Origin of the sequence: Sphingopyxis sp. (genome assembly GCF_035250425.1) — a bacterium.
GTDB lineage: Bacteria > Pseudomonadota > Alphaproteobacteria > Sphingomonadales > Sphingomonadaceae > Sphingopyxis.
Window position 1 is genome coordinate 1 of record NZ_DATFFD010000186.1, and the last position, 11,891, is coordinate 11,891.

Annotated in this window: 9 protein-coding genes; 6 read left to right on the top strand and 3 right to left on the bottom strand. The window is 65.1% G+C overall.

Features of this window, described 5'->3' with window-relative positions; genetic code table 11:
- The first annotated feature begins 31 nt into the window (after positions 1-31).
- From pyk to VJ811_RS11110, 6 genes are all read left to right on the top strand, one after another.
- On the top strand, positions 32-1,453 hold the full coding sequence (pyk, locus tag VJ811_RS11085; protein WP_324072360.1) for a pyruvate kinase: 1,422 nt from the start codon (positions 32-34) through the stop codon (positions 1,451-1,453).
- Positions 1,454-1,788: 335 nt separating this feature from the next.
- Complete coding sequence (locus VJ811_RS11090; protein WP_324072328.1) at positions 1,789-2,562, top strand: arginyltransferase; 774 nt, start codon at positions 1,789-1,791, stop codon at positions 2,560-2,562.
- A 330-nt stretch (positions 2,563-2,892) separates the two neighbouring features.
- Positions 2,893-5,343 (top strand): cyclic nucleotide-binding domain-containing protein, encoded by a 2,451-nt coding sequence (locus tag VJ811_RS11095; protein ID WP_324072329.1) that lies wholly within the window; start codon positions 2,893-2,895, stop codon positions 5,341-5,343.
- A complete protein-coding gene (locus VJ811_RS11100) occupies positions 5,343-6,224 on the top strand; it encodes a hypothetical protein (protein WP_324072330.1) in 882 nt (293 codons plus the stop codon). Before VJ811_RS11095 ends, VJ811_RS11100 begins: the two co-directional genes overlap by 1 nt.
- Before the next feature lie 16 nt (positions 6,225-6,240).
- Positions 6,241-8,175, top strand: a complete 1,935-nt coding sequence (locus tag VJ811_RS11105; RefSeq protein WP_324072331.1) for a cytochrome C — start codon at positions 6,241-6,243, stop codon at positions 8,173-8,175.
- Positions 8,176-8,218: 43 nt separating this feature from the next.
- Positions 8,219-9,067, top strand: a complete 849-nt coding sequence (locus VJ811_RS11110; RefSeq protein WP_324072332.1) for a metallophosphoesterase — start codon at positions 8,219-8,221, stop codon at positions 9,065-9,067.
- Here the strand turns inward: VJ811_RS11110 and VJ811_RS11115 are convergent.
- From VJ811_RS11115 to cysS, 3 genes are read right to left on the bottom strand one after another with little or no spacing between them, the layout of a single operon-like run.
- Complete coding sequence (locus VJ811_RS11115; RefSeq protein WP_324072333.1) at positions 9,064-10,008, bottom strand: D-2-hydroxyacid dehydrogenase; 945 nt, start codon at positions 10,006-10,008, stop codon at positions 9,064-9,066. The genes VJ811_RS11110 and VJ811_RS11115 overlap by 4 nt on opposite strands.
- Before the next feature lie 7 nt (positions 10,009-10,015).
- Positions 10,016-10,372 carry a hypothetical protein gene (locus VJ811_RS11120; RefSeq protein WP_324072335.1) on the bottom strand — a complete coding sequence of 119 codons (357 nt, stop codon included), beginning with the start codon at positions 10,370-10,372 and terminating at the stop codon, positions 10,016-10,018.
- A 38-nt stretch (positions 10,373-10,410) separates the two neighbouring features.
- Entirely contained in the window at positions 10,411-11,856 is a 1,446-nt protein-coding gene (gene cysS, locus VJ811_RS11125) for a cysteine--tRNA ligase (RefSeq protein ID WP_324072336.1), read from the bottom strand.
- Positions 11,857-11,891 lie beyond the last annotated feature (35 nt).

Consider the following 11,891-nt stretch of genomic DNA (forward strand, 5'->3'; position numbering starts at 1 on the left):
GGTCCAGAATTTTACCCCCCGCCAGCGCAAGGTGCGCATCCTGGCGACCCTTGGCCCCGCGAGCGCCAATCCCGAGATGATCGCCGCGCTGCACCGCGCCGGCGCCGATGCGTTTCGCGTCAATATGAGCCATGGCGACCACGTCGGCCACGCAAGGGTGATCGCGGCGATCCGTGCGCTCGAAAAGGACACGGGGCGTCCGACGACGATCCTTGTCGATCTTCAGGGGCCGAAGCTGCGCGTCGGAACCTTCAAGGACGGTCCCGCCGAGCTGGTGAACGGCAAGAGCTTCACCCTCGATACCGACAAGGCACCGGGTGATGCGACGCGCGTTTACCTGCCGCACCCCGAATTGTTCGCTGCGCTCGAAGCGGGCACGCGGCTGCTGATCGACGACGGCAAGCTGGTGCTGCGCGTGAAGAGCGTCGCGCCGGACAAGATCGAGACGGTGGTCGAGGTCGGCGGCAAGATTTCGGATCGCAAGGGCGTCAATGTCCCCGACGTCGTCGTTCCGCTCGCGGCGCTGACCGAAAAGGACCGCAAGGACCTGACCTTCGCGCTCGAACAGCATGTCGACTGGATCGCGCTGTCGTTCGTGCAGCGCCCCGAGGACGTCGCCGAGGCGCGCACGCTGATTGGCGGCAAGGCGGCGCTGCTCGTCAAGTTCGAAAAGCCGTCGGGCGTGCAGCGGATCGAGGAAATCCTGGAACTTGCAGACGCGGCGATGGTCGCGCGCGGCGATCTGGGGGTCGAACTGCCGCCCGAGGCGGTGCCGCCGCTGCAGAAAAAGATCGTCGCGACGGCGCGCCGCATGGGCAAACCCGTCGTCGTCGCGACGCAGATGCTCGAATCGATGATCGTCTCGCCCTCGCCGACGCGCGCCGAAGTGTCCGACGTCGCGACCGCGGTTTACGATGGCGCCGACGCGATCATGCTGTCGGCCGAAACCGCGGCGGGAGCCTTCCCGGTCGAGGCGGTGACGATGATGGATTCGATCGCGCGCTCGGTCGAAAGCGACCCCGATTATTTCCGCCGCCTGCATTTCACCGAGACCGCACCCGACGCGACGACCGCCGATGCGCTCGCCGAGGCGGCGGGCAGTATTATCACGACGATCGCCGCCGACGCGATCATCTGCTTCACCGCATCGGGTTCGACTGCACGCCGCGTTGCGCGCGAGCGGCCCGGCGCGCCATTGCTCGTCCTGACCCCGAAGAAGGAAGCGGCGCGGCGCATGGGCCTTCTGTGGGGCGCGCATGCGGTGCCGACGAAGGATATCGGCAGCTTCGAAGAGATGATCGCCAAGGGCAAGCGCATGGCGCTGCGCCACGGCATCTGCAAGGCGGGCGCGAAGCTGGTGATGATGGCGGGGGTTCCGTTCGGCACCCCAGGATCGACCAATGTGCTGCATGTGGCGACGCTGACCGGCGACGAGCTGCGCGGCTACAGCTGACGATCAGATCCTCCCTGCCGCGAGGCGGCGGGGAGGGGGACCGCGCCCGCAGGGCGTGGGAGGGGTGAAGCGTCCAAGCCCCCTCCGTCAGTGGCTTCGCCGCTGCCACCTCCCCATGGCTTTGCCACAGGGAGGATCGATTCACCGTAGATCGATTCAAATCGGCACATAAGTTACCGGCTGATTCACAAAATTTTCGGCGTGATTCAGAACGGGACGTTTAAAAATGGTAAATGGACTTTGCACCATTGACGCTGCGCGGCATAATTGGTGCAAGTAGCGCGTCGGACCCGCGTTGGGGGGCTCCGCATCGCCAGTCCGGAGGTTTTTCCCGCGTGTCCGCACCGTTCCGTTTTCCGCGCTTTTTTGTCACCAGCCCGGCGCCCTGTCCCTATCTGGCGGGCAAGACCGAGCGCAAGGTGTTCACCGAACTCAGCGGCAATAGCGCGAACGAGCTGAACGACGCGCTGGGCCGTATCGGCTTCCGCCGCAGCCAGTCGGTCGCCTATCGCCCGAGCTGCGCCGATTGCTCGGCGTGCGTGTCGGTGCGCGTCTGCGCGAGCGAGTTCACGCCGAGCAGCTCGCAGAAGCGCAACCGGCGCCGCAACGGCGATCTCGTCGCCACCGCATGCAAGCCGTGGGCGACCGAAGAACAATATGCGCTGCTGCGCTCCTATCTGGGTTCGCGCCATCCCGATGGCGGCATGGCCGATATGGACGAGCAGGATTTCGCCGACATGGTCGAGCAGACCCCGGTCGACTCCTATATGATCGAATATCGCGAGCCGGCGGCGGATGGCGGCAAGGGCCGCCTTGTCGGCTGCTGTCTGACCGACCGGCAGGGCGACGGTCTGTCGATGATCTACAGCTTCTTCGACGCGGCGCATCCGATGCGCGAGGGACTCGGCACCTATATCATCGTCGACCATGTCCAGCGCGCGGCGCGGGCGGGCCTGCCCTACGTCTATCTCGGCTATTGGATCGAAGGGTCGGCGCGCATGGCATACAAGGCCCGCTTCCGTCCGCTCGAACGGCTCGGCCCCGACGGCTGGTCGCGCTTCGAGCCGGTCGCGTCGGATCGCATTGCTGCGATCTTCGAGCTTGCCTGAATAACGCTCGGTTTAGCCGTCGCCCCTGCGAAGGCAGGGGCCGCTGGAGGTTTACACTGCCGTCGCCGAGAAAGGACGCCAGCGGCCCCTGCCTTCGCAGGGGCGACGGTCAGTTGCGAACATCTCGCAACCACCAGAATCTCCGCCTCGCCGGTTGACCTTTCCCCGCTTTCAAGGGCATAGCTTTGCGTCCAGGACATTAGTCCGGGTCGCATCCGTTATGAATTCGCCGGGGGGCTGGCGAGAGGGGGAAAGGATGCCCGTGCGCGCGTTCGTCAGCATCATGGCCAGCGACTGCAAAAGCGGCTTCCGCCGCGCGGTGGTGCGCGCATGAGCGAGCCGGTCCCCCTTGATCGCGTGAAGGTCGCGATCATCGGTTCGGGCCCGGCGGGGCTCAGTGCCGCATCGCGCGCCGCGCAGCTCGGGCTCAGCCATATCCTGCTCGAAAAGACCGACCATCTTTCCGATACGATTTTCAAATATCAAAAGGGCAAGCGTGTGCTTGCGACGCCCGAGCGGCTCGACCTGCGCTCCGACTGCCGCTTTGCCGAGGGCGCGCGCGAATATATCCTCGGCAATTGGGACGAGGATGCCGCGAACAACAAGGTCAATGTGGCGTATCACGCCGAGGTCGCCGAAGTGACCGGCGAAAAGGGCGCCTTCGCGATCAGGACCGCCAAGGGCGATATTTATCACGCCGAGAATATCGTCCTTGCGATCGGCACGCAGGGCAATCCGAACCGGATGCGCTGCGAGGGCGCCGACCTGCCGCACATCATCTATCAGGTCGACGATCCCGAGGATTTCAAGGACAAGCATATCACCGTCGTCGGATCGGGCGACGCGGGGATCGAAAATGCGCTCGGCGTCGCCGAGGAGGCGCTCGAAAACACCGTCACTATCCTCAACCGCTCAAAGGATTTCGCGCGCGCCAAGGCGAAGAATGTCGCCGACATGACCGAGGCGGGCGAGAACGGCTTCATGTCGATCCGCACCGAGACGCAGCCGAAGAAGGTCGAGCCGGGCTGGCTGACGCTCGAAACCCCGACCGGCGAGGAACGGATCGAATGCGACGTGATCGTCGCGCGCCTGGGATCGGTCGCGCCGCGCGGCTTCGTCGAATCGATGGGGATCGAGTTCACCGGCCCCGACCGCGAAGCCTTTCCCAAACTGTCGCCGACCTTCGAAACGACCGTCCCCGGACTCTATGTCATCGGCGCGCTCGCGGGTTATCCGCTGATCAAACATTGCATGAACCAAGGCTATGACGTCGTCGAATTTCTCAACGGCAACAAGGCGCTGACCCCCGCCGACGAAAAGGATCTGGCGGCGATTTTTGCGGCGCTGCCGCAGCAGAAATCGGTTAGCGAGTGGCTCGAATTTCTGCGCACGCGCATCCGCATCTTCGCGGATGTGTCACCGCTCCAAATGCGCGAGTTCATGCTCGATTCGAAGGTCGCCTTCTACCGCAAGGGCGATGTCGTGTTCGAAAAGGGCGAGCCGGGGTCGTCGCTATTCGCGATCGCCGACGGTCATGCGCTCGTCGAGGTCGGCCCCGACTTTACGGTGCCGATCGAAGAGGGGTCGATATTCGGCGAGGTCGGCCTGATTTCGGGCCGCAAGCGCGGCGCGACGATCCGCGCCGGCGAGGACAGCATTTTCGTCGAGGTGTCGCGCACCGCGGCGCTCAAGCTGATGGCAGCGGTTCCGGGTGCGAAACGCGTGATCAACCGCATCTCGCTCGAGCGCCAGCTGCTCCAGATTTTCAAGGGCGGGCTGACGGTCGAGGACTTGGAGCCGATCGTCGAGGACCCTGCGATCGAGCGCGTCCCCGCGGGCAAAGTCGTGCTGTCCGAAGGCGACGAGGGCGATGACGTCTATGTCATCCGCTCGGGTTCGATGGTGGTCGAAAAGGACATCGGCGGCAAACCGATCTTCCTCCGCTACCTACCCGCGGGCAGCTTCTTCGGCGAAATGGCGATGCTCAGCGGCGAGCGGCGCAACGCCACCGTCAAGGCCGCAGTCGCGAGCGAAATCATCCGGCTGAAGGGCGAGCAGTTCAAGGCGATGCTCGCCAAGCGGCCGCAGGTGCGCGAGGCGACCGAGGCCGCGGTCGCCGAGCGCGCGGCGATGAACAGCTTCATCGAATCGCGCAAGGCGAGCTATTCGAGCGCGGTCGATCTCTATTCGGACACCGCGAGCTTCATCATGAAGGAGGGGCTGGGCGAGGCGACCGACGCGCTGCTGATCGACGAGAATCTGTGCGTTGGCTGCGATAATTGCGAGAAGGCGTGCGCCGACAGCCACGAAGGCCTGTCGCGGCTCGACCGCGAGGCGGGCAAGACCTTTGCGCATCTGCATGTGCCGACGAGCTGCCGCCACTGCGAGCATCCGCATTGCATGGCCGACTGCCCGCCGAACGTCATCCACCGCGGCCCCGATGGCGAAGTGTTCATGGAGCCGGGCTGCATCGGCTGCGGCAACTGCATGCGCAACTGCCCCTATGGCGTGATCCGCATGGAAGCCGCGCCGCCCGAGAAGCCGAGCCTGCTGCGCTGGTTGCTCACCGGCTTTGGCCCCGGGCCGGGCGAGCCCTCGCCGAAATGGACGAAGAAACAGCTCGGTGATGAGAAGCCCAAGAAGATCGCGGTCAAATGCGATATGTGCAAAGGCATTTCGGGCGGTCCCGCGTGCGTGCGTGCGTGCCCGACGGGCGCCGCGATCCGCGTGTCGCCCGAAGAATTCCTGTCGATCGCGCGGCTCGAAGAGGACGCGGGTTGATGGCCAGCCTGTTTCAGCGGCGCCGGTCGAAGGCGACCCAGACCGAACGCGTCCGCGAACGCAAGCATGAGGGTTTCCTTCGCTACGCCGGTTTTCGCTGGGCCAAGATTTCGGGCGGGCTCTGCCTGCTGATCATCGTGAGTTATGCGCTGGTCGATGTCACGCCGCGGCACAATGGCGGGAGCTGGTACGGCTATACGCTGGGGACGATCGGCGCGGGACTGATCCTGTGGCTCACCGCGCTCGGCTATCGCAAGCGCAAGATGACGAGCACGGCCTGGTCGCTGAAGGCGTGGACGTCGGCGCATGTCTATCTCGGGCTCAGCCTGATCGTCATCGGCACCTGGCACACCGGGTTTCAGCTCGGCTGGAACGTCCATACGCTCGCGTGGGCGCTGATGCTGCTGGTGATCCTGTCGGGGCTTTACGGTGTCATTGTCTATGCGACCTTGCCCGCGGCGCTCTCGAACAACCGCGACGAGATGACGCAGATGCAGATGCTCGAGGCGATCCGTGCCTTCGACCGCCAGCTGCACAGCGCCGCGCAGCCGCTGACCCCGGCGGACACAGCGCCGGTGCTCGCGGCGCTCGACGAGGATCCGTTCGCGGGCGGTATCGCCGCGCGGCTGTCGGGCCGCTATCCGAACTGCGCGACCGCGGCCGCGCTCCGCATGCTGTCCGCCTCGCACAGCAGCGATGCGGAGGCGCGCGCGAAGGTGGTCGGGCTGCTCAAGCAGAAGGAGGCGGCGTTGACCCGCCTGCGCCGCCATCTCAGGATTCGCGCGCAGCTCGAAATCTGGCTTTACGTGCATGTGCCGCTGACCTTCGCGCTGATCGCGGCGCTGTCGGCGCACATCATCAGCGTCTTCTTCTACTGGTAAGGCGGGGAGGGGGACCATGAGCTTCATCCTGCGCCGTATTTCGACGACGAAGACCGGCAAGCAGATCATCCGCGATACGCCGCTGCCCGGCGACGCGATCACGCTCGGGCGCGAGGGCAGCAATGTCATCCATGTCGCCGACCTGGCGGTGAATCCGCATCATGCGACGATCAGCAGCACCGACGGGCGCCATGTCCGCGTCGCGGCGAACGAGGGGCTGGGCTTCGATTTTAATGGCCGCTCGGTCGAAGCCGCCGATATCGACAGCGGCGCGGGCGGTGAGCTGCGCTTTGGCGGCCACCGGCTGACGATCGCGCGCGAGGGCGAGAATATCATCCTGCTCGTCGAGCGCATCGACGAACTGTCGCAATCGTCGAAGGATGTCGACGAGGCCAAGGCCTTCTCGCTGCAGGGCGTGATGCTGGGCAAACGCATGGGGGCGTGGCTGTTTGGCCTGCTGATGCTGCTCGCCTTCCTGATCGGTCCGATCTGGGCGTGGTACAGCTACAAGAATGTGAACGAGCGCCCCGAAGGCTATCATGCCGACCGCGCGTGGCTGTCGGGGCCGCTGTCGAGCGCGCATGCCAGTTTGAAGAACGATTGCCAGTCGTGCCATGTCGAGCCCTTCGTCGCGGTGACCGACAAGGCATGCGTCGGCTGCCACACCGGCGAGCACAAGGCGATGAGCATGGCGCACGCCAATGCGCCGGCCGCGATGCTGCTCGCCGCGCGCCATCCGCCCGGGATCAGTGAAAAGATACTGGCGGGCTTTGCCAAGACGTTCAACAAGCCCCAGGGTCGCTGCGTCGAGTGCCATACCGAGCATGAAGGGTCGGGACCGATGCCCGCGACGCCGCAGAAATTCTGCGCCGACTGTCACGATGGCATGTCGGCGCGGCTGAAGAGTGCGGGGCATCCGACGATGCTCGCCGACGCCGCCGATTTCGGAACGAGCCATCCCGAATTTCGCCCGCTCGTCCGCTCGTCGCCCGGAACGAAGCTGGCGCGCGCGACGTTGGCCAAGGGAAGGGTCGATTACAACGGCCTCAAATTCCCGCACGACGTGCATCTGCAGGCGACCGGCGGGGTGGCGCGCATGGCGGCGAGTTTCCGCGGCCGCTATGATTTCGGCAAGAAGCTCGAGTGCCAGAATTGCCACCGCGTCGAAGCCGACGGGGTGCGCGTCAAGCCGGTCGAGATGGGGCGCGACTGCGCGATGTGCCACAGCCTCGCGTTCGAAACCGTCGGCGGCGTGACGCGGACGCTGCGCCACGGCGAGCCCGACCAGGTCGTCGCCGATCTCACCGCCTATTACCGCTCGACCCCGCCCGCGCGGCCGCTTCAGCTCGGTGGCATGGCGCGGCGGCGGCCGGGCGCCTATGCCGAGGGGCAAGTCTACAACATCTATTTCCGCGAGGTCGCGGTGCGGCCGTCGCGCGCGCAGGACGCGGTGCGCGCGGTTTTCTCGAAGGGCGGCGCCTGTTACGACTGCCACACGATCTTTGCACCGCAGGCTGGTAATAGCTGGCGCGTTGCGACGGTTAGCCAGACCCCGCGTTTCCTGCAAAAGGGCTGGTTCGACCATGACGCGCACCGCGAGACTGACTGCGCGGACTGTCATACCGCCGCACCGGCATCGAAAGCGTCGACCGACCTGCTCGTGCCGGGCCTGCGCCAGTGCCGCGACTGCCATGTCGGTGAGGGCGGCGCGCGGGTGGTGAAGGTGGAAACCGCGACCGAATCGCCCTGCGCGATGTGCCACGAATATCATTCGGACGGCGGCAAACCGTGGATGCCGCCGCGCAGAGCCAAGAAAAATACCGCGGCAATCACAAATAAACGTCTTGGCGCTACCTATAGTGTGAGCATGATCACAGGAACCGGGGGGTGGGACCTTTACGATGTGACGTGGCGCACACCTCCCTTGCACGGGGCAAGGCGAGGCGGGTGAGGTTTTATGGGTCGGGACCAGCCGACCGGAACGGGGGACGGATATGCTGATCGCACAGATCACAGATATCCATATCGGGTTCGATCCGGACAATCCGGCCGAATATAACCGCAAGCGCCTCGACGAGGTGCTCGACGTGCTGATCGAGGGGCCGAACCGTCCCGATTTGCTGCTCGCGACCGGGGATCTTTCCGATCGCGGCGACGACGACAGTTATCGCCGTCTTGCGACCGCCTTTTCGCGCTGCCCCTTTCCGGTGTGGCCAAGCGTCGGCAATCATGATTTGCGCGACAATTTCCATGCCCGCTTCCCCGGCTTCGATGACGGCAACGGTTTCGTTCAGTACACGATCGAGCTTCCTGAACTGCGGCTTGTAACAATAGATACGCTGGAAGAAGGGCGCCACGGCGGCGCCTTTTGCGCGACGCGCGCGGCTTGGCTGGAGACTGAACTGGCTAAGGACAGCGCCAAGCCCACCTATATCGTCATGCACCACCCGCCGATCGAAAGCGGGATCGAGTGGATGAACACCGACCCCGACGAACCATGGGTCGCGGTCTTCACCGACGTGGTGCGCCGCCACCCGCAGGTCCGCGGGTTGATCTGCGGCCATCTCCACCGCAGCGTCACCGTCGCCTGGGAAGGGCGCACCATCGCGATCTGCTCGTCGACCGCGCCGCAGGTCTCGCTCGACCTTCGGCCCATCGACGAGAACAAGCCCGACGACCGCCCGATGATCGTCGCCGAGGATCCGGCCTATGCCCTCCACCGCTGGAACGGACGCGAACTGGTCAGCTTCTACGATCACGCCGGGGCACACACGATGCTCGCCAAATATGACGAGCGGTTGCAGCCGCTGGTGCGCGAGTTGAAGGCCGAGCGGCCGCGTTAATAGCCAAGCGTCAAATCGACCCGCGGCTCGACAGCTTCGCCTTTCTTCCAGCGACCGAGATTTTCGAGGAAGCGCTGCGCCGATCGGACGAACATCTTGTCCTGCGCGCGGCCCGACAGGTGCATCGTGATATGCGCGTTGTCGAGGCTCCACAGCGGATCGTCCGAGGGGAGCGGTTCGGGGGTCGCGACGTCGAGGAAGGCCGAGGCGATCTGCTTTTCGTCCAGCGCCGTGACGAGCGCGTCCTGATCGACGACGCTGCCGCGGGCGATGTTGATGAGTGTCGATGTGGGCTTCATCGCGGCGAGCTCCGCCGCGCCGATCATGCCGTCGGTTTCGGGGGTCGCGGGAACCGCGAGGATCACCCAGTCGAACTCGCCAAGCTGCGCGCGCCACCGGTCCGGTGTGAGCGTGTTCGGACCGGGTGAGCGGCGCACGATCGTGACGTCGACCGCGAAGGCGTTCAACCTTTCCTCGATCAGCTTGCCGATCGCGCCATAGCCGAGCAGCAGCGCCTTCGATCCGAACAGCTCGACCTTGCCGGGCGAATCCATCAACCATTCGCGGCGCTCCTGCGCGCGGACGACGTCGCGATAGCCCTTGGCGACAGTCAGCATGCCCATCACGACATATTCGGCGATGGTGATCGCGTTGATTCCGGCGCCGTTCGTCAGGACGGTGCCCCGCTCGCGCAGCAGGTCGAGCGGCATGCCGTCGACTCCGGCATAGATCGAATTGAGCCATTTGAGGCCGGTCGCCGCGGTGATGATCGCGGCCATGTCTTTCTTGTCGTACATGTCGAACCAGCCGATCTCGGCCTGCGGCGCCAGTTCGAGCGCTTCTTCCTTCGACGCGAAGAAGCGGGGTTCGATCCAGTCGGGCAGCCGGTTTTCGACAAGCGGGCGGATGAGGCCCGACAGGACGGTGACGGTCTTGGTCATAATTTTCCTACTGCTGAAATGCGTGCCAGCCCGCCCAAGCGAGCGGGACAAGGCCGATGAGATCGACGAGCGCGATGGTGCCGAGCGCTGCGGGGCGCCCATAGGACTGATACAGAAACAGGAAGCTGAGCATCGAGATCGCAGCGAGCAGCGTCGCGATCTTGCGCCCGCCGGGATCGAATGCCGCCCAGAGGCATGCAACGAGCACCGCGAAGAACAGCGCGGCGCGGTGGTGCATCAGCAGGAAGATCGGGCTTCCCGGCGCGAGACCATAGAGCCGCGTGATCAGCGCCGGCCGGAACAAAGCCAGCGCCGGGATCAGGTGGACAAGACCGACAAGCAGCCAGCAGATCAGTTGCGACATGCAACGAGGCTAGCATCCCGCGTGCCTGCGACAAGCCTCTAATTGGCTTGCGGTTGCCAGTCCCATCCGAGCGGATCGCCGTCCATCACCTCGACCCCCGCCGCGATAAGTTTGTCGCGGAGCACATCGGAGGCCGCAAAATCCTTGGCCGCGCGAGCCTCCTTGCGGCGCGCTAGCGTGGCCTCGATTTCTTCCTCGCCGATGGTCGCGGTCTTCGGGCGGACGCGCAGGTCGGCGCGTTCGGTCGTCAGCAAGTTTAGGCCGAGCACGGCATCCATCGCGGCGAGAGCTGCACGTTTTTGGCCGGCGTCGATCTTTTTCATCGCCGCCGTTTCTTCGAGCAGCGTGAGCGCCACCGGCGTATTGAGGTCGTCCGACATTGCAGCGTCGAACTTTGCCAGCAGGTCCGTGAGCCGGCGGTCGGTCGGTTCGGCCGGTCCGGCATCGCGCGCCGGGGCGGCCGCCATCACCAGCCGCTTGAGCCGCGTCAGCGCGGCGCCAAGACCGCCCCAGCTGAACTCCAGCTCGCTGCGATAATGCGCCTGCAAGCACATCAGGCGATAGGCGAGGGGGTGATAGCCTTTGTCGATGAGGAGTTGCACCCGCAGGAACTCGCCGCTCGATTTCGACATCTTGCCGCTGCGGTCGACGAGGAAATTATTGTGCATCCACATCCGCGCGCCGCTGTCGGTCGAGCAGCTGTGCGCCTGGTTCTGCGCGATCTCGTTCGGATGGTGAATCTCGCGGTGGTCGATCCCGCCGGTGTGGATGTCGAAGGGGAAGCCGAGCAGCGCCTCCGACATCACAGAGCATTCGAGGTGCCAGCCCGGCGCGCCGCGGCCCCACGGCGAATCCCATTCCATCTGCCGCGTCTCGCCCGCGGGCGTCTTGCGCCAGATCGCGAAGTCGGCGGGATGGCGCTTGCCGTCGACCGGATCGATGCGGCTTTCGCCCTCATCGGTGCCGTGGCGCGCGAGGCGGCCGTAATCGGTCACCGTCGTGGTGTCGAAATAGAGGCCGCCCTCCAGCTCGTAGCAATGCTTGCCCGCGATCGACTTGGCGAACGCGATCATCGCCGGCACATAGTCGGTGGCGATCGACCAGTGCGCGGGCTGGCGGATATTGAGTGCCTTCACGTCCGCCCAATAGGCTTCGGTATAATGTTTCGCGATGTCCCAGATCGACTGCGCGCGCTCGGCCGCTGCCTTTTCGAGCTTGTCCTCGCCCGCATCGGCGTCGTCGGTCAGATGGCCGACGTCGGTGATGTTGATGACGTGGGTGAGCTTGTACCCCTTGTACGACAGCGTCCTGCCGAGCGTGTCGGCAAAGACATAGGCGCGCATATTGCCGATATGCGGGTAATTATAGACCGTCGGGCCGCAGCTATAGACGCGCGCCTCGCCGGGGTGGACGGGCTCGAACTCTTCGAGGCTGCGCGTCAGGCTGTTGAACAGCTTGAGCGGGGAGGCAGGGGCGTCGGTCATAACCGCGCCCATGCCTTGCTCCGCCCGCTGGCGTC

Bases quoted from the DNA above. Each gene is read 5' to 3' on its own strand.
- VJ811_RS11095 (WP_324072329.1), top strand. From the start codon at position 2,893: ATGAGCGAGCCGGTCCCCCTTGATCGCGTGAAGGTCGCGATCATCGGT.
- VJ811_RS11100 (WP_324072330.1), top strand. From the start codon at position 5,343: ATGGCCAGCCTGTTTCAGCGGCGCCGGTCGAAGGCGACCCAGACCGAA.
- VJ811_RS11105 (WP_324072331.1), top strand. From the start codon at position 6,241: ATGAGCTTCATCCTGCGCCGTATTTCGACGACGAAGACCGGCAAGCAG.
- VJ811_RS11110 (WP_324072332.1), top strand. From the start codon at position 8,219: ATGCTGATCGCACAGATCACAGATATCCATATCGGGTTCGATCCGGAC.
- VJ811_RS11115 (WP_324072333.1), bottom strand. From the start codon at position 10,008: ATGACCAAGACCGTCACCGTCCTGTCGGGCCTCATCCGCCCGCTTGTC.
- VJ811_RS11120 (WP_324072335.1), bottom strand. From the start codon at position 10,372: ATGTCGCAACTGATCTGCTGGCTGCTTGTCGGTCTTGTCCACCTGATC.
- cysS (WP_324072336.1), bottom strand. From the start codon at position 11,856: ATGACCGACGCCCCTGCCTCCCCGCTCAAGCTGTTCAACAGCCTGACG.